Source organism: Herbiconiux ginsengi (genome assembly GCF_900107435.1).
Taxonomy (GTDB): Bacteria; Actinomycetota; Actinomycetes; order Actinomycetales; family Microbacteriaceae; genus Herbiconiux; species Herbiconiux ginsengi.
Genome location: NZ_FNPZ01000002.1, coordinates 445,554 through 471,102 on the forward strand (window position 1 = coordinate 445,554; position 25,549 = coordinate 471,102).

Below are 25,549 nucleotides of genomic sequence, written 5' to 3' on the forward strand. Positions count from 1 at the left end.
CTCTTCGGTTACTTCTTGGCGGAGGCCAGTGCGTCGGCCCCACCCACGATCTCGGAAATCTGCTGCGTGATCTCGCTCTGGCGAGCGTTGTTCGCCAGTCGGGTGTAGTCACGGATCAGGTTGTCGGCGTTGTCGCTCGCCGACTTCATCGCCTTCTGGCGGGCAGCGTGCTCGGCCGCGGCCGACTGCAGCATCGCGTTGAAGATGCGGCTCTCGACATAGATCGGCAGCAGTGCGTCGAGCACGGTCTCGGCATCGGGCTCGAACTCGTAGAGCGGGAACACCTCACCCGTCGACGGCTCCTCCCCCTCCACGATCTCGAGCGGCAGCAGACGCACGACCTCGGGAACCTGGGTGACCATGCTCACGAAGCGGTTGTAGACCAGGTGGATCTCGTCGACCCCGCCCTCTTCGTCATCGAGGTTGTAGGCCGTGACGACCGCATCCGCGATCTCCTTGGCCGTCTCGAAGACGGGCTGGTCGGTTCCGCCGGTCCACGACTTCTCGCTCTCGCGACGGCGGAAACTGAAGTAGCCGACAGCCTTACGACCCACCAGGAAGTAGACGACCTTCTTGCCTTCGCTGCGCAGCAGCTCGGCGAGGCTCTCGGCTTCCTTGAGGATCGACGACGAGAACGCGCCCGCGAGACCGCGATCGGAGGTGAAGATGACGATCGCAGCGGTGTCGAGCTTCTCGCGCTCGGTCGTCAGCGGGTGCTCCACGTTGGAGTACGTCGCCACGGCCGACACGGCGCGGGTGATCGCCTGCGAATACGGAGTCGACTGCTTCACCCGCGTCTGCGCCTTCTGGATGCGCGACGCGGAGATCAGCTCCATCGCCCTCGTGATCTTCTTGGTCGTCTGGGCCGACTTGATCTTCGACCGGTAGACCCTGAGCTGTGCGCCCATGGCTTAGCGGCGACCCTTCACGATCTTCTCCTGGCCGACGTTCTCGGGGTCGGTGGCGACGAACTCCTCGCGGCCCACCGAGGCGAGCGGCTTGCCCTCGCCCGTCTGGAACTCGAGCTTGAAGTCGTCGACCGCCTTCTCGAGGGCCTCGACCGTCTCGTCGGAGAGCACGTTCGTGTCGCGGAGGGTGGTGAGGATCTCGGTGTTGCGGCCGAGGAAGTCATGGAACTCCGCCTCGAAGCGCAGGATGTCGTCGACCGGAACCTCGTCGAGCTTGCCGTTCGTGCCGGCCCAGATCGACACGACCTGGTTCTCGACCGGGAACGGCGAGTACTGCGGCTGCTTGAGCAGTTCGGTGAGGCGGGCGCCCCGGGCGAGCTGACGACGCGAAGCCGCGTCGAGGTCGGACGCGAACATCGCGAAGGCCTCCAGCGAGCGGTACTGCGCGAGTTCGAGCTTCAGCGTTCCGGAGACCTTCTTGATCGACTTCACCTGCGCGTCGCCGCCGACTCGCGACACCGAGATGCCGACGTCGACCGCGGGGCGCTGGTTGGCGTTGAAGAGGTCGGACTGCAGGAAGATCTGGCCGTCGGTGATCGAGATCACGTTGGTCGGGATGTAGGCCGACACGTCGTTCGCCTTGGTCTCGATGATCGGAAGACCGGTCATCGAACCGGCGCCCAGCTCGTCGGAGAGCTTCGCGCAACGCTCGAGCAGACGCGAGTGCAGGTAGAACACGTCACCGGGGTACGCCTCGCGTCCCGGCGGGCGGCGGAGCAGCAGCGACACGGCACGGTAGGCCTCGGCCTGCTTCGACAGGTCGTCGAAGATGATCAGCACGTGCTTGCCGCCGTACATCCAGTGCTGGCCGATGGCCGAGCCGGTGTAGGGGGCGAGGTACTTGAAGCCGGCCGGGTCGGAGGCGGGCGACGCCACGATGGTGGTGTACTCCATCGCTCCGGCGTCTTCCAGCGCGCCCTTGACGGAGGCGATGGTGGAGCCCTTCTGGCCGATGGCGACGTAGATGCAGCGAACCTGCTTGTTCTCGTCGCCCGACTCCCAGTTGGCCTTCTGGTTGATGATCGTGTCGATCGCGATGGCGGTCTTGCCGGTCTGGCGGTCGCCGATGATCAGCTGGCGCTGGCCGCGGCCGATCGGGATCATCGCGTCGATCGCCTTGATGCCGGTCTGCATCGGCTCATGCACGCTCTTGCGGGCCATGACGCCGGGGGCCTGGAGCTCGAGCTCACGACGACCTTCGGTGGCGATGTCGCCCAGTCCGTCGATCGGGTTGCCCAGCGGGTCGACGACGCGCCCGAGGTAGCCGTCGCCGACCGGAACGGACAGCACCTCACCGGTGCGGGTGACTTCCTGGCCCTCTTCGATGCCGGTGAACTCACCGAGCACCACGACGCCGATCTCGTCTTCGTCGAGGTTCTGGGCCAGGCCCAGCGTGCCGTCGGAGAAGCGGATCAGCTCGTTGGCCATGACACCGGGGAGGCCCTCGACGTGCGCGATGCCGTCGGCGGCGTCGATGACGTAACCCACCTCGGTGGTCGCGGCCTTGCCGGGCTCGTAGGCCGCGACGAAGTCCTTGAGAGCGTCGCGGATCTCATCGGGGCGGATCGTAAGTTCAGCCATCGTTTTCCCTTTTCTGATGGGGTATGCCCCCAGTGTGTTCCTGTGCCCGCCGATTAGCCAGCGAGCTGAAGTCTCAAATCGTTGATACGCGTGGCGACGCTTCCGTCGATGACGTCGTCGCCGATCTGGATGCGGATGCCGCCGATCACCGAGGCGTCGATCACCTGGTTCAGCTGCACCCGGCGGCCGTACTGGGCCGCCAGCGTGGTCTGCAGCCGCTGCACCTGAGCCGGAGCGAGCGGCGCCGCCGTGGTCACGGTGGCGACCGCCGAACCCGACTGGTCGGCGACGATCGTCGAGGCGAAGCGGATGAGCTCGCCGATCCGCCGGCCGCGCGGCTGGGTGACCAGCTGACGTGCGATGGCGACGGTCTGCGCCGAGGCCCGACCGCCGAGCAGACGCTCGACGAGGCCGCGCTTCTGATCGGTGGAGCCGAGCTTGGACCCGAGGGCCAGCTCCAGCTTCGCGTCGCTGGTGATCGCACGGCCGAACTCGAACAACTCGGCGTCGATCGCGGCCGACGCCGGCGCGGAGCTCGCGACGGCGCGGATGCCGATCTCCTCGATGCCGGCCAGCAGATCGGTGTGACTCGACCACCGGCTCGACGCGATTCCCGACAGCAGCTCCACCGTGGTGGGGCCGTAGCCGGGCGCGAACAGCTGCTTGACGAGCGCCACCTTGATCGCGGCCTCGACTCCGGGGTCCGAAAGAGCACCGAGCAGGTGTGTCGAATCTCCGATGATCCGGCCCGCGGCGAAGAGCTCTTCTCCCGTGGCCAGATCGACCTGGGAACCGAGGCTCGACAAGCGAGCCTTGGCCTCCCCGAGGGCTACTCTGGTCGCGCTACCCATGCGTGATTACTTCTTTCCCGCTGTGTCGGATGCTTCCAGGTCGGCCAGGAATCGGTCGACGAGCGCCGTGGCCTTCTTGTCGTCGGAGAGCGACTCCCCGATGACGCCCGACGCGAGGTCGATGGCGAGGCTGCCCACCTCGGTGCGCAGCGAGACGAGCGCCGACTGGCGATCGGCCTCGATGGCGACCTGGGCGTTGGCCTTCACACGCTCGGCGTCGCTCTGGGCCTGGGCCTGGATCTCCGCGCCGATGCGCTGGGCGTCGACACGGGCCTGCTCACGGATCTTGCCGGCTTCGGCGCGAGCCTCGGCGAGCTGAGCCGTGTACTGCTCGAGAGCAGCTTCGGCTTCACGCTGCGCTTCGTCGGCCTTCTCCATGTTGCCTTCGATGGCGGCGGAGCGCTCGTCGAGCAGCTTCTTCATGCGCGGCAGCACGAGCCGCCAGAAGAAGAAGAGGATGACGACGAAGCAGACCAGCGACCAGATGATGTCGTAGGGCTCCGGAAGCAACGGGTTCGGCTGTGCTTCTTCGGTGGCTGCTACAAGAATGGTCTGAAGCATGGCGCCTCCTTCCTAGGGTGAAAGAGGGTTTAGAAGCCGAAGATGAAGCCGGTGGCGATACCGATGAAGGCCAGGGCCTCGGTGAACGCGATACCGATGTACATCAGAACCTGAAGACGGCCGGCCAGTTCGGGCTGACGGGCGACGCCCTCGATGGTCTTGCCGACGACGATGCCCACGCCGATGGCCGGGCCGATTGCGGCGAGGCCGTATCCGACGGTGGCGATGCTACCGGAGACCTCGGCGAGGATGGCTGTGTCTGCCATTGTTGTTCCCTTTCGTGATGGTGGAGCAGGCGGGTGCCTGGCGCCGTTTTAGTGTTCGTCAGCCAGCGCGAGCTGGATGTAGACCGTGGTGAGCAGTGCGAAGACGTAAGCCTGCAGCACGGCCACCAAGACCTCGAAGAGCGTGAAGACGAAGCCGAAGGCCAACGTTCCCACTCCGAACAGACCGTAGAAGATGCTGGTCTGAGTGGCGGTGAAGAGGAAGAACTGCGTGGCCGAGAAGAACAGCACCAGCAGCAGGTGGCCGACGAGCATGTTCATCAGGAGTCGCAGCGTCAGCGTGATCGGCCGGAGGATGAAGGTCGAGACGAACTCGATCGGCGTGACGATGATGTAGAGCGGCCACGGCACTCCAGGCGGGAACAGCGCGTTCTTGAAGAACGCCCCCGGATGCTTCTTGAGACCGGCGTACATGAACGCGAGCCAGGCCACCACGGCGAGCACCAGCGGCATGCCGATGATGGCGTTCGACGAGATGTTCAGGAACGGGATGATGCCCGTCAGGTTCGCGAACAGCACCACGAAGAAGATCGTCGTGATCAGCGGGAGGAACCGGCGGCCGTCTTTCTTGCCGAGCAGGTCTTCGGCGATGTTCACCCGGGCGAAGTCCAGGCCCATCTCGACGACGCTCTGGAAGCGGCCGGGCACGACCTTCATGCGGCGCGTGCCGATCCAGAAGATCAGGATGATGGCCAGCATCGCGAGGAAGCGGATGAGGATGATTCGATTGATTTCGAACGGCGTGCCAGCGAAGAAAATGGCCTCGGGGAAGAACTCCTCGATCGACGGACCGTGGAAACCACCATCGTCGGAGGTTGCCATTGGGGCTAGCAGGTTCACAGCGTTAGCTATCAGCGCTATCTCCTGTTTCGGGGCGTGGAACTTTTCACAGTTCTCGCGACGACGAACGGTTGGGGGTGTGCTGTATACAAGCCTCGACGGCATTGCTCAACAGCGGAACGATCGTCATAACCCTATCAATACTCAGGGCATCCTGACGAATCGTAGTGGTCTCACTCCCCGCTGGGAAGCTTCACATCGGAGACGTACGACATCCGCGTTCGGGCGACCACGACGACGTCGACCACGAGGGTTCCGATGACCGCTGCGACGATGCTCAGGAAGAGCACCGTGCCGTTGGTCCAGGGCTGTCCGCGCAAGAGCAGCACGATCACGATGAACAGCACGAACTTGAGCATCCAGGAGCCCAGCACGATCACGAAGAACAGCGTCGTGTAGAGCGGCGATGCCGTGAACCGATTGGCCACCAGGATGCTCGCCACGGTGATGCCGGCGAACACCAGCACCAGGGCCGTGCCGATGAGCGCACTGATCGCGCCGGGCCAGCCGTCGACGAGGTAGCCGATCACTCCCCCGATGACGGCGATCGCGACGGCGAGGATGATGTCCCAGCGCAGGATGGTCGAGAAGACCTTGTTGGAGGACGGCGTCGGGTAGTTCCCGCGGATCACCGGGTCGGTGCCGTTCACAGGCTCGGTCACGTGTCTAGGACTCCTTGATTTCGTCGGCGGCCGCGTCGAGCGGGTCGTCACCGGCTTTCACTTCGGCTTCGAGGGTACCCGCATCGGCTGACTGCGCCTCGATCTCGCGGCGTTTCTCCCGGCTCAGCGGGCTCAGCGTGACGGCGGTGCAGACCACGAGACCGACGCCGAGGAAGATGAAGGCCAGCCAGTAGGGCTGCAGCACGAAGAACAGCAGGCAGCCGATGGAGATCACCGCCGTCCAGGCGTAGAAGATCAGCACGGCCTGCAGGTGTGAGTGTCCCATGTCGAGCAGCCGGTGGTGAAGGTGCTTGCGGTCGGCGCTGAACGGGCTCTTGCCCGCGCGCAGCCGGCGGAACACCGCGAGTCCGAAGTCGAGCAGCGGGATCACGAGGATGGCGAAGGGCAGCAGGATCGGGATGAACGCGGGGAAAAGCTGCGAACGGCCGAGCTGCGCCGGGTCGACCTGACCGGTGACGGCGATGGCGCTGGTGGCCATCAGGAGGCCCACCAGGAGCGCGCCCGCGTCGCCCATGAACAACTTCGCCGGGTGGAAGTTCAGCGGCAGGAAGCCGGCGCAGGCGCCGATCAGCACCGCGGTGATGAGCGAGGCGAGGTTGAAGTAGTCGAAGGGCGAGGTGTCCTGCACCAGCAGGTAGCTGTAGATGAAGAACACGCCGTTGGCGATCAGCGCGACCCCGGCCACCAAGCCGTCCAGCCCGTCGATGAAGTTGATGGCGTTCATCACGAGTACGACGGCCAGGATGGTGATCACGAGCGACATCCCGCTCGATCCGATGGTCAGCCCGCCGATCGGCAGCGACACGATCTGCACGCCCTGCCAGGCCAGCAGCCCCGCCGCGATGATCTGCCCGGCCAGTTTCGTGAGCCAGTCCAGGTCCCAGATGTCGTCGGCCACGCCGATCAGCACGATGATGAGCGCCGCGCCGAGGATGGCCCACACCTTGCCGGGCTCGGCGAACACCAGCCGGAACCAGCTGATCTGCGAGGCGACGGCGAACGCCACCACCACGCCGATGAACATCGCGATGCCGCCGAGCCGCGGGGTGGGCCGGGTGTGCACGTCGCGCTCACGGATCTTCGGGTACAGCCGGTATCGGTGGCTGAGCTTGTAGATCACCCAGGTCAACCCGAAGGTGACGACGGCGGAGACGAGGGCGACGAGGAGATAGAACCGCATGCGTCAGGCGCTGGTTTCCGGCGGCAGGAGGTCGCCCACCACGTCGCGGATGCGCTCGGCCGACACGGCGCCGAGCCGGACGATCGTGATGCGTCCACCGGGATCGGTGGCGTCGACGATGGTGGACGCGACCGCCTCAGGGCGCTCCCCGCCGTCGAGGTACACCTCGACGCTGTCGCCGAGCATGTCGAAGGCCGCCGCCGCGGTGGTCGCGGCCGGCTGACCGGTGAGGTTGGCACTGGAGACGGCCAGCGGGCCGGTCTCGGCGAGGAGCTCGAGAGCGAGCGGGTCGTTCGGCATGCGGAGGGCGACGGTACCGCCGGTCTCGCCCAGGTCCCACATCAGCGACGGCGTGGCGCGCAGGATGACGGTGAGACCACCCGGCCAGAACTCAGCCACCAGGGCGCGCACGGAATCGGGGATGTCCGTGGCCAAGGCGTCGAGCGTCGACAGGTTGGGGATCAGCACCGGCGGCGGCGACTGCCGGGTGCGGCCCTTCGCGTCGAGCAGACGCTGCACGGCGGCAGGGTCGAAGGCGTCGGCCGCGAGGCCGTAGACGGTGTCGGTCGGCAGCACCACCAGTTCGCCCTTGCCGAGCGCCGCCCGCGCGAGCCGCATTCCGGTGAGAAGCTCCGTCGGCGCAGAGCAGTCGTAAATGGCAGCCATCTCGCCCTAATGATAGCGGGGGTCGGGGTCGCTACTTGGAGACCCGGCCGCGACCGAAGACAAGCCACAGGATCGAGCCGAGGATCGACAGGAAGAACGCCACCGCCATCCACAGCAGCTTGCCGAAGAACCCGTGGTTCGGGTTGTTCGCGATCGAGATCACGGTGATGACGAAGATCACCAGCGCGACGATGCCGATTCCGAGGCTGATCGGGTCCATGAATGCTCCTAGCGGTGGCGGATTAGCGGATGGCCGTGGTCGCGCGGTCGCGCCCGGTGAGGTCGCGGTGGGTGGCGGCGGCGCGCCAGCCCTCCGCCGTCAGGAGAGCGCGCATCTCCGCCCCCTGCAGATCGCCGTGCTCGACCACCAGGCTGCCCCCGGGGCGGAGCAGTCGCCGCGCCGTGGCGGAGACGCTCCGCACCACCTCGAGGCCGTCCTCGCCCCCGTAGAGCGCGTGCTCGGGGTCGTGCAGCCGCACCTCGGGGTCGCGCGGAACGGCACCGGCCGGGATGTAGGGCGGGTTCGACACCACGACGTCGACGGTTCCGTCGAGCTCGGGCAACGCGTCGGCCAGATCGATGAACACCAGACGGGCGTTCTCGACGCCCACCGTACGGAGGTTCTGCTTGGCCCAGATGAACGCGGCGGTCGAGTTCTCGACGGCCACCACCTCGGCGTGCGGCACCTCCGTGGCCAGGGAGAGGGCGATGGCCCCGCTCCCGGTGCCGAGGTCGACGGCGAGCGGTCGCGCATCCGGAGCCGCCACGACGGCACGCAGGGAGTCGATGGCGAGCCCCGCGACGAACTCGGTCTCAGGCCGGGGCACGAAGACGCCGGGCCCGACCGCCAGTTCGAGCGAGCGGAACCAGGCGACGCCCGTGATGTGCTGCAGCGGTTCCCGCGCGGCGCGACGCTCGACCGCCTCGACGATCGCGAGCGTGTCCTCGACGCCGAGCGGCGCATCCGTGACCGCGAGGGACTGCACGCGGCCGCGCGAGGCGCCGAGCACGTGCCCGATCAGGAGTTCCGCGTCGACCTGCGGGTCGGCGATGCCGCTGGAAGCCAGGATCGCCACGGAGCGTTCGTAGAGCGAACGCACGGTGACGGGCCGCTCGGCGGTGTCGATGGTGGTCATGGGCGGTTCTGCCTTTCACGCAGCGGGTGACTGCGCTGGGAGCGGGGAACGCTACGCGTCGTTGCCGACGGCGGCGAGACGGCTCTCCTCGTCGGCCGTGATGGCCGACTGGATGATCGGCTCGAGCGCGCCGTCCATGACCTGATCGAGGTTGTAGGCCTTGTACCCGGTGCGGTGGTCGGCGATGCGGTTCTCGGGGAAGTTGTAGGTGCGGATGCGCTCGGAACGGTCGACCGTGCGGATCTGGCTCTTGCGAGCGGCGGATGCTTCGGCGTCGAGTTCCTCCTGCTGCTTCGCCAGGATGCGGGCACGCAGCACGCGCATGCCGGCCTCACGGTTCTGCAGCTGGCTCTTCTCGTTCTGCATCGACACCACGATCCCGGTGGGGAGGTGGGTGATGCGCACGGCGGAGTCGGTGGTGTTGACCGACTGGCCGCCGGGACCGGAGGAACGGAAGACGTCGATCTTGAGGTCGTTGGGGTTGATCTCGACCTCTTCGGGCTCGTCGACCTCGGGGAAGACGAGCACGCCGGCCGCGGAGGTGTGGATGCGCCCCTGCGACTCCGTGGCCGGCACACGCTGCACGCGGTGCACGCCACCTTCGTACTTGAGGTGCGCCCAGACACCCTCGGCGGGGTCGGTCGACTTGCCCTTCACCGCGACCTGCACGTCCTTGTAGCCGCCGAGATCGCTCTCGGTGCGCTCGAGGAGCTCGGTCTTCCAACCCTTCGACTCGGCGTAGTGCAGGTACATGCGCAGGAGGTCGGCAACGAAGAGCATGCTCTCGGCACCGCCCTCCCCCGCCTTGATCTCCATGATCACGTCGCGCGCGTCATCCGGATCCCGCGGGATCAGGAGCCGCCGGAGCTTCTCCTCCGACTCCGCGAGACTCTCCTCGAGCGCCGGGACCTCCTCGGCGAACGACTCGTCGTCCTTCGCCAGTTCCCGCGCGGCCTCGAGGTCTTCGACCCCCTGCTTCCAGGCGGCGTGCGCGGCGACGATACGGCTCAACTCGGCGTAACGCCGGTTGACCCGCTTCGACCGCGCGGGGTCGCTGTGGAGCTCGGGATCGGAGAGTTGCTGCTGCAGGTCGTCGTGTTCGGCCAGCAGCGTGCTGACGGACTCGAACATCAGTCGGCCTTGTGACCGTTGTGGCCGTTCTGCGCGGGCGTGGGCATCGACTTCTGCACCTGCATGAGGAACTCCACGTTCGAGGAGGTCTCCTTGAGCCGGCCCAGCACGATCTCGAGCGCCTGCTGCTGGTCGACACCCGCGAGGGCGCGACGCAGCTTCCAGGTGATCTTGGTCTCGTCGGCGCCCATCAGCAGCTCTTCACGACGGGTGCTCGACGCATTGACGTCGACCGCCGGGAAGATGCGCTTGTCGGCCAGCTGACGCGAGAGGCGGAGCTCCGAGTTGCCGGTGCCCTTGAACTCTTCGAAGATCACCTCGTCCATCTTCGATCCGGTCTCGACCAGCGCGGTGGCGAGGATGGTGAGCGATCCGCCGTTCTCGATGTTGCGCGCGGCTCCGAAGAAGCGCTTCGGCGGGTACAGCGCCGAGGCGTCGACACCGCCCGAGAGGATGCGGCCCGAGGCCGGCGACGCCAGGTTGTAGGCGCGGCCGAGGCGGGTGATCGAGTCGAGCAGCACCACCACGTCGTGACCGAGCTCCACCAGGCGCTTGGCGCGCTCGATGGCGAGCTCGGCGACCGTGGTGTGGTCTTCGGCGGGGCGGTCGAAGGTGGAGGCGATGACCTCGCCCTTCACGGTGCGCTGCATGTCGGTGACCTCTTCGGGCCGCTCGTCGACGAGCACGACCATGAGGTGCACCTCGGGGTTGTTCGTCGAGATCGCGTTGGCGATCTGCTGCAACACGATGGTCTTACCGGCCTTGGGCGGCGCGACGATGAGGCCGCGCTGGCCCTTGCCGATGGGGGCGACGAGGTCGATGATGCGCTGGGTCAGCTTGCCCGGCTCGGTCTCGAGACGCAGACGCTCCTGCGGGTAGAGCGGGGTGAGCTTGCCGAACTCGACGCGGTTCAGCGCCTCTTCGACGGGCAGACCGTTGATCGACTCGATGCGCACGATCGCGTTGTACTTCTGGCGGCCGCTCTGGTCGCCCTCGCGCGGCTGGCGGATCGAGCCGACGACGGCGTCGCCCTTGCGCAGGTTGTACTTCTTCACCTGGCCGAGCGAGACGTAGACGTCGCTGTTGCCCGGCAGGTAGCCACTGGTGCGCACGAAGGCGTAGTTGTCGAGGATGTCGAGGATGCCGGCGACGGGGATGAGCACGTCGTCTTCGCTGATCTCGGGCTCGATCTCGTCGCCGCCGCCCTGGCCGCGACGCTTGCGGTCGCGGTAGCGGTTGCGGGCGCCCCGCTCGCTGCGGTCGTCGTCTCCGGCGCCGCGCTGGTTCTGACCCTGACCGCGGTCGCCCTGCTGCGCCTCCTGCTTGGCCGCGTCGCTGTTCTGCTGCGCGCGCTCGCTCTGGCTGGAACGGTCGTTCTGGGTGGTGCGCTCGCCCTGGCCGCGCTCGTTCTGCGCGCCCCGGTCGCCGCGGTCGTTCTGGTTCTGGTTCTGGTTGCCGCGCTGGCCCTGGCCGTTCTGGCCGTTGCCGGCCGGCGCCTCGCCGGCGTTGCCGCCCTGCTGGCCGCCCTCGGTGTTCTGGTTGCGATTGCGGCGGTTGCGGTTGCGACCGCCCCGGCCTTCGGATCGCTCGCTCTGCTCGGCCTGGCCGTCGACGCCGGCCTCGGCCGGGGCATCCGTCTGCTCGGGGGCGGTGGTCGTGGAGTCGGTGGTCGGCGCGGCGAAGTCGTCTGCGGTGGGCAGCAGCGGCGCCTCGGCGGCGCCGTCGGTGTTCACGTGCGAGGCGGCCGACACGCGGCTCCCGGTCGAACGACCGTTGCTTCGCTCGATGGCGATGCCGCCGTCGACCGAGGTGACCCGGCGGGATCCGCGGCGCTTGGGCGACACGGGGCCTTCGGGGAGCTCGATGACGATCGGCTCCTTCGGCTGGGTGTGGGTGACCGGCGCGGCGAGCAGCAGCTCATCGGGCACGATCGGGCCCACCGCATCCGGAGTGGCTTCGACAGTCGGAGTCTCGGCAGCGGTCGGCGCGGCCTCGGCGGCCGGGGTCTCGACCACGGGAACCGGGGCATCCGCTGCCGGAACAGCCGGTGCGGCGTCGAAGTCGAGCGTGGGCAGCTCGGCAGGCAGCCCGGTGGCCCCTGCCTGGGCCTGGCGGATGGCCTCGACCAGGTCACCCTTGCGGAGTTTGGAGGCGCCGGCCATTCCGAGCTGAGCCGCGATGGCCTGCAGTTCGGAGACCTTCAAGGTCGAGAGGTCGGCTTGGGTGTTGACGTCAGTCACGGAGATTGTGTCCTTCCCCTGTCGGCTACGAAAAGCCAGGCAGAGAACTGTCCACGGACGGGAACGCACCAGGATGTGGCTCTCCACGCGGAGAACCGGGGCCGGATACGTCTCTGCACGCGGCAGGAAATGAGTTGGAAGAAATGCGACCGGGACGGGATTCGAAGCAGTTCAGGTGGTGCTGCGGTGTTTCAGAGCAAACCTGAGGGCTACTTGACTTCGTCCGGGTGCAGCACCACTGTAGCACCTTTGAAGTCCACCGCCAGAACCAGCGCTTGCCAGGGTGTCGCGGCCCGCGACCCCACCAGTTCGGCGGCGGCCAGGCGCTGACCCGGGTCGCTGCAGAGCACCAGGATGCTCGGGCCTGCGCCCGAGACGACGGCCGGGAACCCGGCGGCGCGCAGCTCCTGGATCAATCGGTCGGTCTCGGGCATCGCGCTCGCGCGGTAGCTCTGGTGCAGCTTGTCCTCGGTGGCCGCGAGCAGCAGTTCGGGGCTCTGGATGAGAGCGGCGATCAGGAGCGTCGACCGCGAGACGTTGAAGATCGCGTCGGCGTGCGGCACCGATTCGGGCTGCAGGCTACGGGCCAGCGCCGTCGACATGGTCTCCTGCGGCACGAGCACGAGCGGCGAGACGCCGCGGTGCACGATCAGCTTCTTGAACTGCGGGCCGTCGGGCGTCGTCCAGGCGATGGTGAGGCCCCCGAAGAGCGCCGGCGCCACGTTGTCGGGGTGACCCTCGAGCTCGGTCGCCCGGGCGAGCAGCCCCAACGGATCGATCTCGACGATGCCTTCGAGCAGGCCTTTCGCGGCCATGACGCCGGACACGATCGCCGCGCCCGACGAGCCGAGGCCGCGCCCGTGTGGGATCGCGTTCTTCGCCACCAGGTGCAGACCCGGGAGCTCCTGGCCGTAGGCGGCGAAGGTGTGGGCGATGGAGCGCACGACGAGGTTCGTCTCATCGGTCGGCACCTCGCCCTCGCCCACGCCGTGCACCTCGACGAAGGCACCGGGCTCGTCGCGCACCGAGACCGTCAGCTCGTCGTAGAGCGCCAGCGCGAGGCCGAGGGTGTCGAAGCCCGGACCGAGGTTCGCCGTGGTGCCCGGAACGCGCACCGTGACGGTGCGGCCGGCCGGCGACACCGACGACGAGGACGTGTCGGTCACGAGGTGGCTTTCGAGAGTCCGAGCACGCTCGCGATCTCGCCCGCGTCGACCGGCACGACGATGGGCTCGACCTCGGAGCCGTCCTCCGAGCGCAGGGCCCACTGCGGGTCTTTCAGGCCGTGGCCCGTGACCGTCAGCACCACGGTCGATCCGGCCGGGATGACCCCGGCCTCGGAGCGCTCGAGGAGTCCGGCCACGCTGATCGCCGAGGCGGGCTCGACGAAGATGCCGACCTCGGCCGAGAGGATGCGGTGGGCGGCAAGGATGTGCTCGTCGCTGATGGCGCCGAAATAGCCCGAAGTGGCGTCGCGGGCGGCGAGGGCGAGCTCCCAGGAGGCCGGGTTGCCGATGCGGATGGCGCTCGCGATGGTCTCGGGGTGCGCCACCGGGTGCCCGAGCACGATCGGGGCGGAGCCGGCGGCCTGGAAGCCGAACATGCGGGGCAGCTTCGTGGTGGCACCCCGCTCGAGCTCCTCGGTGTAGCCGCGGGTGTACGCGGTGTAGTTGCCCGCGTTCCCCACCGGCACGATGTGGAAGTCGGGCGCATCCTGCAGCACCTCGACCACCTCGAAGGCGGCCGTCTTCTGGCCCGCGATGCGGTCGGGGTTCACGGAGTTGACCAGGTGCACCGGGTAGTTGGCGGCGAGGTCGCGCGCGAGGTCGAGACAGTCGTCGAAGTTGCCCTGCACCTGGATGAGCTGCGCGTTGTGCGCGATGGCCTGGCTGAGCTTGCCCATGGCGATCTTGCCTTCGGGCACGAGCACGGCGGCCGTGATGCCGGCGTGGGTCGCGTAGGCCGCGGCGGAGGCCGAGGTGTTTCCGGTGGAGGCGCAGATGACGGCCTTCGCACCGTGCTCGAGGGCCTTGGAGATCGCCATCGTCATCCCGCGGTCTTTGAAGGAGCCGGTGGGGTTCATCCCCTCGAACTTCACGAAGACGTTCGCGCCAGTGCGGGCCGACAGGGCCGGCGCCGGGATGAGCGGCGTGCCGCCCTCGCCGAGGGTGACGATCGGGGTCGCGTCGGAGATGTCGAGGCGGTCGGCGTATTCGCGCAGAACCCCGCGCCACTGGCGGGAGGGGATGCGGGGGGTGGTGTCGGCCACTAGGGCGTGTCTCCTTCAACTCGTAGGACTGATTCGACCCGGACGACGGCGTCGTTCGAGGAAACAGCCGCCACCGTCGCCGACAAGGCGGCTTCGGGGGCTTCGTGCGTGACAATGACAAGGGTAGCGGTGAGTGCTTCGCCCGGTGACCGCCCGGGCTCGGCCGACGCCACGGTCTGCTGCACCGCCTCCACCGACACGCTGTGCTCGCTGAACAGCCCGGCGACCTGGGCGAGCACGCCCGGCTTGTCGGTGACCTGCAGCGTGATCTGGTAGCGCGTGTTGACCGCGCCGATGCCGAAGATCGGCAGGTTGGCGTGGGTCGACTCCCCCACGCCCGGGCCCCCGGCGACGTGCCGCCGGGCGGCGGAGACGAGGTCGCCGAGCACGGCGGAGGCCGTCTCCAGCCCGCCCGCGCCGGCGCCGTAGAACATGAGGTCGCCGGCCGCCTCGGCCTGCACGAACACCGCGTTCTTCGCCCCGTGCACGGCGGCCAGCGGATGCAGTCGGCTGATCAGGGCGGGATGCACGCGCACCGACACACCCTCGACACCGGTCTGCGCATCCGTCAGCCGCTCGCAGATGGCGAGCAGTTTCACCACGAAGCCGGCCCGCTTGGCCGCTTCGACCTCACCCGCCGTGATCGAAGTGATGCCCTCGCGGTGCACGGCCTCGACCGGCACCGCGGTGTGGAAGGCGAGGCTGGCCAGGATCGCGGCCTTCTGCGCGGCATCGTAGCCCTCGACGTCGGCAGTGGGGTCGGCCTCGGCGTACCCCAGCGCGGTCGCCGTGGCCAGCGCGCTCTCGAAGGTGTCGCCCTCGGTGTCCATCCGGTCGAGGATGAAGTTCGTGGTGCCGTTGACGATGCCCATCACGCGGCGCACCCGGTCGCCCGCGAGGCTGTCGCGGAGCGGACGGATGATCGGGATGGCACCGCCGGCGGCGGCCTCGTAGTAGAGCTGCGCGCCCACCTGAGCGGCGGCGTCGAAGAGCTCGGGCCCGTGGGTGGCGAGCAGCGCCTTGTTGCCGGTGACGACGTCGGCACCGGAGTTGATGGCGAGCAGGATGTATTCCCGGGCCGGCTCGATGCCGCCCATCAGCTCGATCACGACATCGGCCGACTGGATGAGCGTGCGGGCATCCGTGGTGAACAGCTCGCGTGGCAGATCGGCGTCGCGCGGGGCGTCGACGTCGCGCACGGCGATGCCGATCAGTTCGAGTCCCGCGCCTACCCGGGAGGCGAGTTCCTCGCCCTGCTCGAGCAGCAGGCGCGCCACCTGCGAGCCGACCGAGCCGGCGCCGAGCAGGGCGATGCGGAGGTTGCGGTATTCGATCATCGTGGTTCTCCGACTCGTGCTTCGGGGTAGGCGGCGTCGCGGGCGAGCAGGTCGTGCTCGGTCTCGCGGCGCACGATCAGGCGGGCCCGTCCATCGGCGACCGCGACGACGGCGGGGCGGCCGAGGTAGTTGTAGTTGCTCGCCAGCGACCAGCAGTAGGCGCCGGTGGCGGGCACCGCCACCAGGTCGCCGGGCGCGACGTCGCCCGGCAGGTAGTCGGCGTAGACCACGATGTCACCGCTCTCGCAATGCTTTCCGGCGATGCGGACGAGCGCCGGATCGGCCTCCGACACCCGGCCGGCGAGGCGCACGGAGTAGTCGGCGCCGTAGAGCGCGGGGCGTGCGTTGTCGCTCATCCCGCCGTCGACGCTGACGTACTTGCGCACCAGGTCGGCCGCCTCGCCATTCTCCCCCGGCACGCTCACCAGCACGTCTTTGACCGTGCCGACCTCGTAGAGAGTGGTGCCGGCGGTGCCGATGATCGCCCGGCCCGGCTCGAAGGCGAGCGCCGGAACCGGGATGCCGAGGCGAGTGCACTCCCCCGCCACCGCGTCGACGATGGCCGCCGCGAGGTCGGCGATGGGCGTGGGATCGTCGGCGGTGGTGTAGGCGATGCCGAAGCCCCCGCCGAGGTTGAGCTCGGGCACCTCCCCCCCGGCGAGCAGCCCTGCGTGGGCCTCGAGCAGACGCGCGGCCGACTCGGCGAAGCCCTCGGAGCCGAAGATCTGCGAGCCGATGTGGCAGTGCAGGCCGAGGAAGCGGAGTTCCGGATGCGAGCGGATGGCCGCCGCGAACTCCGCCGCCTGGTCGAGCCGCACACCGAACTTCTGGTCTTCGTGCGCGGTGGCCAGGAAGTCGTGGGTGTGCGCGTGCACGCCGCTGTTGACCCGCACCCGCACCGGCTGCACGCGACCGTGCCGAGCCGCGGCATCCGCCACCCGCTCGACCTCGACGGCGCTGTCGATCACGATCACACCGACGCCCACGCTCACCGCGCGGTCGATCTCGGCCAGCGACTTGTTGTTGCCGTGCAGTCCGATCGTGGCCGGGTCGACTCCCGCCGCCAGCGCGACGGCGAGCTCGCCTCCGCTGCAGACGTCGATCGCGAGGCCCTCGGCCGCCATCCAGCGCGCGACCTCGATGCTGAGGAAGGCCTTGCCGGCGTAGTAGATCTTCGCCGTGGTGCCGACGCGCCCGGCTTCGGTGGCGAACGCGTCGCGGAGCTCACGGGCACGGGAGCGGGCATCCGACTCGTCGACGACGTAGAGCGGGGTGCCGAACTCGGCGGCGAGGGCGCCGGCGGAGACACCGCCGATCTCGAGCTCGCCGGCCACCGTGCGGGCCGCGGTGCGCGACCAGATCGGGGCGGGCAGCGCGTTCGCGTCAGCGGGGTGGGCGAGCCACGCAGGGGCCAGCGGGCTGGACGTCATGGGGAATCCCTCTGATGTGTCGTCGCCCGGCTGGGCTCGACGGATTGGCACAAGGGGGCGAGCGGACCCGGATTGGTCCCTGAAGCCGTCCGAACACTCGGAGATGACAAAATTCTACCGGGTGTGTCGCGCGTGTTACGCGGGGTGCCCGTCTGGCCCCCTCAGGGGCAGGTGCCGAGGTTCTTGAGGCTGTCGTCGCTCAGCACGAAGTCGCGCGCGGTGAGGTGCGCCGTGGCGCGCCCGGCGGTGATCTCGAGCGAATCGACCTCGGCGCCTTGCGGCAGGTACTGCGCCACGCAGACCGTGATCGGATCTTTCGTGAGACCGCCGAGGATGGATCCCAGGTCGACGTCGACGTCGTTCGAGCCCTGGGTCAGAGTGGCGTTCTGCGGCTGGATCACGACGTCGGTTCCGGAGGCGGTCACGTCGCCGGTGACGCGGTAGCCCAGTTCGATGCCGAAGATCGCCACCGTGCCCTCGTAGGACACGCCCTCGTCGCCGAGCACGAGCGTCGCGTCGCCCGGCAGATCGACGATGCCGTTCACCGCATCCTGATCGAGCGAAACCGCCGCCTCGATGTCGCCGACCGGCTGGCTGAGATCGGTGGGCACGTCGCGGGCGACCACGTGCGCCGAAATGGGCACGCCGTTCACGGTCAGCGCGGGCGCGTCCAACTGCACTTCGCCGAAGCTGCCGGCGAGGAGCTGGCCGAGAAAGGAGAAGCCGCCGATCTGCACGGTCACGTCGCCCTGCACCGTGTCGGGCAGCTGCGACTCGATCTCCGACTCGGCCTGCCCTTCGGCGTAGGCACGGATGGCGACGTCCGCCACCACGACCAGCACCGCGAGCACCACCACGATGCCGATCAGCCACCACAGCCAGCGCATCGAGTGCCGCCTCGGGGCGGCGGGCTCGGTCGGGGCCACGTGGAACTCAGTGCTCATGCCCCTATCCTGCCGCCTCCGGGCCGTCGGCGGCGGGTTCGCGGGCGATCAGCGCGGCGTGCGACTCACATCCGGTCAGGAGCGGAGACGCCGATCAGGGCCAGTCCGTTGCGGATGACCTGACCGGTGGCGTCGTTCAGCCACAGCCGGGTGCCGTGAATGGCCGAGATCGGCTCCTCACCGAAGGGCAGCACACGGGTGGCGTCGTACCAGCGGTGGTAATACCCGGCGAGCTCCTCGAGGTAGCGGGCGACACGGTGCGGTTCGCGGAGCTCCGCGGCGTGCGCCACGATCCGCGGGAATTCCTGGAGCACTCCGATCAGAGCCGTCTCCGTGGGGTGCACGAGCAGCGCGGGCTCGAAGACGTCGCGGGTGACCCCGGCGTCGGCTGCGTTCCGCGCCACCGACCGGGTGCGGGCATGCGCGTACTGCACGTAGAACACGGGGTTGTCGTTGGTGCGCGACCGCAGCTTCTCGCCGTCGAGCGCGAGCGGCGAGTCGGCCGGATAGCGGGCGAGCCAGTAGCGCAGGGCGTCGGCGCCGAGCCAATCGAGCAGGTCGTCGAGCTCGATGATGTTGCCGGCGCGCTTGGAGAGCTTCGCGCCGTTGAGGTTCACCAGCTGGCCGATCAGCACCGAGAGCCCGGTGTCGGGGTCGTCGCCGGCGGCCGCCGCGAGAGCCTTCAGGCGCCCGACGTAGCCGTGGTGATCGGCGCCGAGCAGATAGATCTTCTCGGGGAAGCCGCGATCCTTCTTGCTCAGGTAGTAGGCCGCGTCGGCCGCGAAATAGGTGACGACGCCGTTGCCGCGGGTGAGCACGCGGTCTTTGTCGTCGCCGAAGTCGGTGGTGCGCACCCACACGGCGTCGTCGGCCTCGTAGACGTGGCCCTGGGCGCGCAGGCGTTCCTCGGCGTCGTCGATGGCCGTCTTGCCCGTGACCGCATCCGGAGCGTGCAGGGTGCGCTCGGAGAAGAACACGTCGAAGTGCACGTGGAAGTTGGCCAGCGACTGCTTGATCTCGGCCAGCTGGTAGTCGTAGGCGAGGTCGCGGGCGATCGCGACCGCCTCCTCCTCGGGCTTGTCGAGCAGGTCGGGCACCGCGGCGAGCACGCGCTGCGCCAGCTCCTGGATGTAGGGGCCCGGATAGCCCTTCTCGGGTGTCGGCAGGCCCTTGGCGGCGTGCAGCACCGAGAGGCCGAAGACGTCCATCTGACTGCCGGCGTCGTTGATGTAGTACTCGGTGGTGACCTGGGCTCCGGATGCCTTCAGCACCCGGGCGATGGAGTCGCCGAGCGCCGCCCAGCGGGTGTGGCCGATGTGCAAGGGGCCGGTGGGGTTGGCCGAGACGAATTCCATGTTGATGGTGTGCCCGGCGAGCACCGCGTTGTGGCCGTAGCCGTCGCCGGCCTCCACGATGGTGCGGGCGATCTCGGCAGCCGCGGCGGTCTCGAGGGTGATGTTGATGAACCCGGGGCCCGCGACATCCACCGCGGCGACGCCGTCGATGGCCTGGATCAGCGGAGCGAGCTCACCGGCGAACTCCCGCGGGTTCGTTCCGATGCGCTTGGCCAGCTTCATCGCGATGTTCGAGGCCCAGTCCCCGTGGTCGCGGTTGCGCGGACGCTCGAGCGCGACATCCGACTCGGTGATCGTGACGCCGTCGACTGCGGCGAGGCGGTCGGTCACGATGGTGAACAGAGCGGCGGAGAGGTCTTCGGGAGTCACGGCGGACAAGCCTATCGCGCGCACCTGGAGGCGGGCGACGCGGTCAGCGCAGGCGCACCAGCTGGGTGATGTCGTCGTTCGGCAGCACGTCGACCACGGCGGAGACCTCGAGGCGGTCGAGCACGAGGTTGCCGCCGTGATTGGTGAGGAAGGCGGTGTCGGCCGCGTCGCGGCCCGTCGCGATGCGCACGAGCGACTGGCGAGGCGCCAGCGTGGTGGCGTCGACGACGTGCCAGGCGCCTTCGACGAAGGCCTCCGCGACGGCGTGGAAGTCCATCGGCGAGAGCCCCGGCGCATACACCGAGACCAGGCGTGCCGGCACGTCGAGGGCGCGCAGCAACGCGATCACGAGGTGGGCGTAGTCGCGGCAGACGCCCTTGCGCAGCAGCAGGGTCTGCACCGCGCCGTCGGTGGGGAGGCTCGAGCCGGGCACGTAGCTGAGCTCCGAGCCCACCCAGGAGCTCACGGCCTCGAGCAGGTCGCGGTCGAACAGACCCCGGAACTCCCCCAGCGCCGTGGGCATCAGCGTGTCGGACTCGCAGTAGCGACTCGGCCGGAGATACCGGATGAGGTCGACCGGCTCCACCGGAGCCTCCATCGCGCGGCCGTCGATCGTCGCCTCGTAGACCGCGGTGAAACGGCCCGGCAGCACGTCGAACTGGTGCAGCCGGGTGCCGTGCGCATCCGTGATCTCGAACGGTTCGATCGGCTTGCCGTCGACCCGGAAATCCAGCACTTCATGGGCGAACGCCGCACCGGGAGCGGCGGCGATCGAGAACACGACGGTGGTCGCCTGGTCGACGGTCGCGCCGATGTGGGCGGTGACGGATCGCTGCATGATCTCGATCCTGTCACGGTTGCGACGCGATCGACGACGGGCCTCGGCATGACCTTCGGGGGCCCGACATCCTGCTAACCTAGTCAGGCACCCCGGGCCCCCATAGCTCAGGGGATAGAGCGTCTGCCTCCGGAGCAGAAGGCCGTAGGTTCAAATCCTACTGGGGGCACATTCTTCCGCCCGCCTTAGTCGGCGGGGCCGCCCGAGGCGGTGTCCTCCTCGGTCTCCGCGTCGTGGTGCTTCTGCTGCGAGGGCTCGGCGTCGGTGCCCGAACCGTCGGCCAGCTCGTCGGGGTCGGTGGCGGGCTTGGTGGAATCGCTCTGATCGCTCATGCCGTGCACGCTACGCCCGAAGGCCGCCGGCCGGTAGCGATCAGAGGATGCGCACGAAGTAGTAACTGCCCCAGAGGCCCGGGTTGTGCGTGACGTAGCGGCCCCAGTCGGGCGAGTGGATGACGCCGCCGTGGCCGTCGTAGATGCCGATGTGAGCACCCGGCCACACGACGAGGTCGCCTGGCAATGCGTCCTGCGGCGAGACCTGCACGCCCATCGCGGCCTGGCGGCTCACCAAGCGGGGCAGCTGGATGCCGAACTGCCCGTAGACGTACTGGGTCAGGCCGTCGCAACCGAAGCTGTCGTTGGGGTCGGCGCCGTAGCCGTAGGGCACCACGCCGACGAACTGCTCGGCGAACGCGACGACCGCATCGCCGCTGATCGACTGCGAGGGAGGCGTGACGACGATGCCGCCGCCACCGCCTGAGTCGCCGCCGCCGTCGTTCGACCCTCCACCGCCCGAGTCCCCGCCGTCCCCGCCGTCGTTCGCCGCGGCCGCGGCCTCGGCACGGGCCCGCGCATCCTGCTCGTCCTGCAACCGCTGCTTCTCCGCTGCGATCGCCTGTCCGGTGTTGAAATCGGCCAGCGTCTGCACCGAATTCTGCTGCAGCGCGGCCAGCTGCACGGTGAGTTCGGCCTGGTGCGCCTCCTGGTCGAGCAGCGCACCCTGCACCACCTTCTGGGCGTCGCGCGCGGCCTGCAGCGAGGCATCCGCCGCCGCCGCGAGGCTCTCGAGCTCCGACTTCGCCACGACCGCCTGACGGCTGAGCGAATCAGCGGTGTTCGCATCCTGCTTCGCCTTGTCGAAGACGCCCTGGCTGGTCTCGCTGAGCTTGCTCATGGTGCCGAGCTGGTAGAGCAGGTCGTCGCTGTCACCGCCGGACACGATGAGGTGCGAGGTGAGATCGTTGCCCGCGCTGCGGGCGAACTGGGCGGCGAGGCCGGCTGCGCGCTTGCTCGACTGCTCCGAAGCGACCTTCGCGGCGTCGGCCTGGGTCTGCAGCGAGTTCGCTTTGGCGGTGCCTTCGGCGAGAGCCTTCTGGGCCACCTGGTCGGCTTCCCAAGCCTTCTGCGCCACCGCCTGGGCTTCGTCGACCTGAGCCTGGAGACCCGAGATCAGGCCCTGGATCTCGGCGATCTGACTCTGCTTGGCCCCCTCGTTCGCCTGAGCGGCGACCACGTCGTCCCACGAGGGATAGTCGGTCGCGGCGGCGGGTGAGGTGACGAGCAGCGTGGCCGCCAGCGCCATCGCCGACACCAGCGCAGCGGCACCCAGACCGCGCTTACCGCTGAACGTGCTTGACGCGGTGACCCGCATGACTCCCCCGACCGTTCGGTGACGCGGCCCTGATTCACTTCAGTCACACGCGTAACAGCAACAACGCTGATCACAATAGCAACTCGCCGGCGTTTCTAACAGCCGGATGCGCGCGGGCAGAGTTATAGTCAGCGCCCTCGATCGAGTGCGGGGTCGCACAAACCGCGCGAAACGCCGCGTGGGGCAGCCCATTCGCGCTACCCGGGCACGCTGGCCGCGAGGTCGGACCGCCGAGTCAGACCGGGAGGTCAGGCCGCGAGGGCGACCGGCACCGCGAGCGTGCCGAGCAGAGCGGCGAGCTGGCCACGGGGTGCGCCCGGGTCTTCAGGGTGCCACTGCACGCCGAGCACCGGCGCGGTCACGTGCTCGATTCCTTCGATCAGGCCGTCGGATGCGCGAGCCGCGACGACGAGCCCGTCACCCAGGCGGTCAACGGCCTGGTGGTGGGCGCTGCGCGTCTGCGCGACCGCGCCGAGTCCCTCGAACAGCCGGCTGCGCGCATCCACGTGCACCGCGTGGTCGGACATGACCCGCTCGATCGGAACGTCGTCGTGACGGTGTGTCGAGCCTTCGCCGAGGTCTTGGAGCAGAGTGCCGCCCAGCGCGACATCGATGATCTGGTGGCCGCGGCAGACACCGAGCAGCGGTGTGCCCCGGCGCACGGCGCGGTGCACGAGCGCGATCTGCGCCTCGTCGGCCCGCTCCGCGTGCGCTCCCTCGCCGCGGTACCCGCGCGCGGCACCGTAGAACTCCGGCGCGATGTCCTCGCCGCCGAGAATGACGAGGGCGCCGGAATCGTCGGTGCGCCGCAGCGTCTCGTGGCGACCCTCGTCCTGCGCTGCGACCACGTCGACCTGCCAGCCGGCCCGGGTCGCCGCCGCGACGGCACGTCCGACGAGCAGGCTCGAGTAGGCGTGGTACTCCGGAGCGTACGGGCGCTCACGCGTCACGATGACGACGCTGAGGCGGGCTGCGGAGGACACCCCTTCATCCTGCCCATGCCGGTCGGGCAGTGCATCCGGCCGCGTAACGGAGCGACACATGCCGCGGCGCGCATCCGATCGTCGCGCTGCCTGCACGACTCCCGGGAATCGTCGGGGCAACATCCAGTTTGCATAGACGGCCCTGGCTTCGCTCTCCTAGAATCTGGGTCAATGAGACACCCGCACCGGAATCGCCGAGCGGCGACGCTCCGCTCCCTGTTCGCCGTCGTCGTCGCCGCGATCGGGCTCTCCGTGCTGGCCCCCGCGCTCCCCGCATTCGCGGGCGATCCGGTCGATCTGAACGGCGCCTACATCGTCGACGAATCGGGCGTGCTCGGTTCGGATCAGGTGGCCTTGCAGAACGCTCTCGACACGCTGTCGACCGAGCACGGCGTGAACCTCTTCGTGGTCTACACCGACAGCTTCACCAATCCCTCCGACCGGCAGGAGTGGGCGAACGACGTCGCGACGATGAATCAGTTCGGCACGAACGACGTGCTGCTCGCCGTGGCCACCGATGACCGGGTCTACCAGCTCTCGGTCGACAAGGACTTCCCGCTGAGCGACGACCAGCTCGCCGCCATCGAGACCGACGACATCGTGCCGGCGCTCCGCGACAACGACTGGGCGGGTGCCGGCATCGGCGCGGCCAAGGGCATCGGCGACGCCCTCGGGGGCGGAGGCGGCTCAGGCGGTGGGGGCGCCGTGCTCGCCTGGGTGATCGCGATCGTGGTCATCGTCGCGGCGGCGGTGCTGCTCATCGTGTTCCTCGTGCGGCGGCGCAAGAAGGTCGATGCGGGAGTGAATGCGAACGCCGCAGCCGCCGGACCCACGCAGAAGGAGCTCGACCGCCAGGTGGGGGCCGTGCTCGTCGACCTCGACGACGCCGTGACCTCGAGCGAAGAAGAGCTCGGCTTCGCCGTGGCGCAATTCGGGGCCGAAGCCACGAAGACCTTCTCCGATGTGCTCAGCGGGGCGAAGGGCAAGCTCTCCGAGGCCTTCGCCCTCAAGCAGAGGCTCGACGACGCGGAGCCCGACACCGACGAAGAGCGCCGCGCCTGGTCGCAGCAGATCATCGCGATCTGCGACCAGGCCTCCGATGAGCTCGACGCGCAGAAAGATTCCTTCGCAGCCCTGCGGGATGTGGAGCGTGATCCCGCATCCGCGCTGCAAACCGCCAAGACCGAGCTGGCCGCTCTCGCCGGCAGCGGAACGGATGCGCGCGAGCGGCTCGGCCGCCTCACCCAGCAGTACGACCCGCCTGCACTCACCACGGCGGGCGGCAGCATCGAGCAGGCCGACCAGCTGCGCACCTTCGCCGACGCCCAGCTCACCGCCGCAGCCACTGCGATCACCGCGGGCGACACGGCGCAGGCCGCTCTCAGCATCAGCGCGGCACGGCAGGCCGTGGCCCAGGCCGGCACGCTGGTGACCTCGATCGCGACCCTGGAGAGCGATCTCCAGACGGCGGGTGCCGGTCTCGCCGCCGCGATCGCCGACGCTCAGCAGGACATCACGGAGGCGGCGCGGATCCAGGCCTCCGGCACGTCGCCCGATCCGAACCTCCCCTCGCTCGCCGCCTCGCTCGGCGTCGAGGTGCACCGTGCGCAGACCGCGGGGGCGCGCGATCCGCTGAACGCCCGGATCGCCCTCGAAGCGGCGAACACTCCCCTCGACCAGGCCCTCGCCTCCGCGCGCACCGAACAAGAACGAGTCGCGCGGCTGATCGCCCAGCGCGACCGGGCGATCGCCACCGCGCAGAGCGAGGTCGCGGCCGCGGCGAGCTACCTGCAGACCCGGCGCGGTGCGGTGGGTCCGGATGCGCGCACCCGGCTCTCCGAGGCCCAGCGCCACCTCGACCAGTCGCTCAGTCTGGCCACCACCGATCCGGAGGCCTCGCTGCGGGAGGCCTCGACCGCGGCGAACCTCGCCTCGCGGGCCACCGCATCCGCGCAACAGGACGTCAGCTGGGCGCAGAGCTCGGGCGACCAGGGCATGCCGACGGGCGGAGGCGGAGGCGACTTCAGCGGCGCTCTGCTCGGCGGAATCCTCGGCGGCCTGCTCAGCGGCGGCGGTGGCGGCCGTTCCAGCGGCGGCTTCGGCGGTTGGGGCGGGGGCAGCCGTTCGGGCGGTTGGGGCGGCGGCAGCCGCGGGGGCGGAGGCTTCTCCGGAGGTCGCTCCAGCGGTGGCAGCTCCGGAGGCCGGCGCGGCGGAGGAGGCCGATTCTGACCCGCCCGACACCCGCCGACGCCC

General features: G+C 69.0%; 24 protein-coding genes and 1 tRNA gene. 2 read left to right on the plus strand and 23 right to left on the minus strand.

Annotated features, from left to right (window positions below; genetic code table 11):
* Positions 1-8: 8 nt before the first annotated feature.
* From BLW00_RS10405 to BLW00_RS10500, 20 genes are all read right to left on the minus strand, one after another.
* Entirely contained in the window at positions 9-908 is a 900-nt protein-coding gene (locus tag BLW00_RS10405) for a F0F1 ATP synthase subunit gamma (RefSeq protein WP_092553428.1), read from the minus strand.
* Between the two features lie 3 nt (positions 909-911).
* On the minus strand, positions 912-2,549 hold the full coding sequence (atpA, locus tag BLW00_RS10410; RefSeq protein ID WP_092553432.1) for a F0F1 ATP synthase subunit alpha: 1,638 nt from the start codon (positions 2,547-2,549) through the stop codon (positions 912-914).
* 53 nt (positions 2,550-2,602) lie between these two features.
* On the minus strand, positions 2,603-3,400 hold the full coding sequence (locus BLW00_RS10415) for a F0F1 ATP synthase subunit delta (RefSeq protein ID WP_092553435.1): 798 nt from the start codon (positions 3,398-3,400) through the stop codon (positions 2,603-2,605).
* Between the two features lie 6 nt (positions 3,401-3,406).
* Positions 3,407-3,961, minus strand: coding sequence for a F0F1 ATP synthase subunit B (locus BLW00_RS10420; RefSeq protein WP_092553437.1), 555 nt, complete (start codon positions 3,959-3,961; stop codon positions 3,407-3,409).
* 29 nt (positions 3,962-3,990) lie between these two features.
* Positions 3,991-4,227: an ATP synthase F0 subunit C gene (atpE, locus tag BLW00_RS10425; protein WP_022895070.1), complete on the minus strand. Its 237-nt coding sequence runs from the start codon at positions 4,225-4,227 to the stop codon at positions 3,991-3,993.
* A 48-nt stretch (positions 4,228-4,275) separates the two neighbouring features.
* Positions 4,276-5,067 carry a F0F1 ATP synthase subunit A gene (gene atpB, locus BLW00_RS10430; RefSeq protein ID WP_245741511.1) on the minus strand — a complete coding sequence of 264 codons (792 nt, stop codon included), beginning with the start codon at positions 5,065-5,067 and terminating at the stop codon, positions 4,276-4,278.
* A 191-nt stretch (positions 5,068-5,258) separates the two neighbouring features.
* Positions 5,259-5,747, minus strand: a complete 489-nt coding sequence (locus tag BLW00_RS10435; RefSeq protein ID WP_245741513.1) for a hypothetical protein — start codon at positions 5,745-5,747, stop codon at positions 5,259-5,261.
* 4 nt (positions 5,748-5,751) lie between these two features.
* Positions 5,752-6,948, minus strand: coding sequence for an MraY family glycosyltransferase (locus tag BLW00_RS10440; RefSeq protein WP_092553443.1), 1,197 nt, complete (start codon positions 6,946-6,948; stop codon positions 5,752-5,754).
* A 3-nt stretch (positions 6,949-6,951) separates the two neighbouring features.
* Complete coding sequence (locus tag BLW00_RS10445; protein WP_092553446.1) at positions 6,952-7,614, minus strand: L-threonylcarbamoyladenylate synthase; 663 nt, start codon at positions 7,612-7,614, stop codon at positions 6,952-6,954.
* A gap of 31 nt (positions 7,615-7,645) precedes the next feature.
* Positions 7,646-7,834 (minus strand): PLDc N-terminal domain-containing protein, encoded by a 189-nt coding sequence (locus BLW00_RS10450; RefSeq protein WP_092553449.1) that lies wholly within the window; start codon positions 7,832-7,834, stop codon positions 7,646-7,648.
* Between the two features lie 22 nt (positions 7,835-7,856).
* The gene (prmC, locus tag BLW00_RS10455) at positions 7,857-8,750 is read right to left on the minus strand and encodes a peptide chain release factor N(5)-glutamine methyltransferase (RefSeq protein ID WP_092553452.1); all 894 of its coding nucleotides are present in this window, start codon (positions 8,748-8,750) and stop codon (positions 7,857-7,859) included.
* Between the two features lie 51 nt (positions 8,751-8,801).
* The gene (gene prfA, locus BLW00_RS10460; protein WP_092553455.1) at positions 8,802-9,881 is read right to left on the minus strand and encodes a peptide chain release factor 1; all 1,080 of its coding nucleotides are present in this window, start codon (positions 9,879-9,881) and stop codon (positions 8,802-8,804) included.
* Positions 9,881-12,121, minus strand: coding sequence for a transcription termination factor Rho (gene rho / locus BLW00_RS10465; RefSeq protein ID WP_092553458.1), 2,241 nt, complete (start codon positions 12,119-12,121; stop codon positions 9,881-9,883). The genes prfA and rho overlap by 1 nt, the downstream gene beginning before the upstream one ends.
* 209 nt (positions 12,122-12,330) lie before the next feature.
* On the minus strand, positions 12,331-13,287 hold the full coding sequence (gene thrB, locus BLW00_RS10470; RefSeq protein ID WP_092553461.1) for a homoserine kinase: 957 nt from the start codon (positions 13,285-13,287) through the stop codon (positions 12,331-12,333).
* Complete coding sequence (thrC, locus tag BLW00_RS10475) at positions 13,284-14,390, minus strand: threonine synthase (protein WP_245741514.1); 1,107 nt, start codon at positions 14,388-14,390, stop codon at positions 13,284-13,286. The genes thrB and thrC overlap by 4 nt, the downstream gene beginning before the upstream one ends.
* On the minus strand, positions 14,390-15,727 hold the full coding sequence (locus BLW00_RS10480; RefSeq protein ID WP_092553464.1) for a homoserine dehydrogenase: 1,338 nt from the start codon (positions 15,725-15,727) through the stop codon (positions 14,390-14,392). Before BLW00_RS10480 ends, thrC begins: the two co-directional genes overlap by 1 nt.
* On the minus strand, positions 15,724-17,157 hold the full coding sequence (gene lysA / locus BLW00_RS10485) for a diaminopimelate decarboxylase (protein ID WP_092553467.1): 1,434 nt from the start codon (positions 17,155-17,157) through the stop codon (positions 15,724-15,726). Before lysA ends, BLW00_RS10480 begins: the two co-directional genes overlap by 4 nt.
* Positions 17,158-17,318: 161 nt before the next feature.
* Positions 17,319-18,101 carry an LmeA family phospholipid-binding protein gene (locus BLW00_RS10490; RefSeq protein WP_092553470.1) on the minus strand — a complete coding sequence of 261 codons (783 nt, stop codon included), beginning with the start codon at positions 18,099-18,101 and terminating at the stop codon, positions 17,319-17,321.
* Between the two features lie 65 nt (positions 18,102-18,166).
* A complete protein-coding gene (argS, locus tag BLW00_RS10495) occupies positions 18,167-19,825 on the minus strand; it encodes an arginine--tRNA ligase (RefSeq protein ID WP_092553472.1) in 1,659 nt (552 codons plus the stop codon).
* Positions 19,826-19,868: 43 nt separating this feature from the next.
* The gene (locus tag BLW00_RS10500) at positions 19,869-20,663 is read right to left on the minus strand and encodes a transglutaminase-like domain-containing protein (protein WP_092553475.1); all 795 of its coding nucleotides are present in this window, start codon (positions 20,661-20,663) and stop codon (positions 19,869-19,871) included.
* Positions 20,664-20,759: 96 nt separating this feature from the next.
* On the opposite strand from BLW00_RS10500, the gene BLW00_RS10505 reads away from it, so the two are divergent.
* A tRNA-Arg gene (locus tag BLW00_RS10505) sits at positions 20,760-20,832 on the plus strand.
* A gap of 16 nt (positions 20,833-20,848) precedes the next feature.
* Here the strand turns inward: BLW00_RS10505 and BLW00_RS23405 are convergent.
* From BLW00_RS23405 to BLW00_RS10515, 3 genes are all read right to left on the minus strand, one after another.
* Entirely contained in the window at positions 20,849-20,995 is a 147-nt protein-coding gene (locus BLW00_RS23405; RefSeq protein WP_175494219.1) for a hypothetical protein, read from the minus strand.
* Between the two features lie 40 nt (positions 20,996-21,035).
* Entirely contained in the window at positions 21,036-22,313 is a 1,278-nt protein-coding gene (locus BLW00_RS10510) for a C40 family peptidase (protein ID WP_092553478.1), read from the minus strand.
* A 248-nt stretch (positions 22,314-22,561) separates the two neighbouring features.
* On the minus strand, positions 22,562-23,296 hold the full coding sequence (locus tag BLW00_RS10515) for a gamma-glutamyl-gamma-aminobutyrate hydrolase family protein (RefSeq protein ID WP_245741515.1): 735 nt from the start codon (positions 23,294-23,296) through the stop codon (positions 22,562-22,564).
* 171 nt (positions 23,297-23,467) lie between these two features.
* Here BLW00_RS10515 and BLW00_RS10520 point away from each other — a divergent pair, with 171 nt between their 5' ends.
* On the plus strand, positions 23,468-25,525 hold the full coding sequence (locus BLW00_RS10520; RefSeq protein WP_175494220.1) for a TPM domain-containing protein: 2,058 nt from the start codon (positions 23,468-23,470) through the stop codon (positions 25,523-25,525).
* The last annotated feature ends 24 nt before the right edge of the window (positions 25,526-25,549 follow it).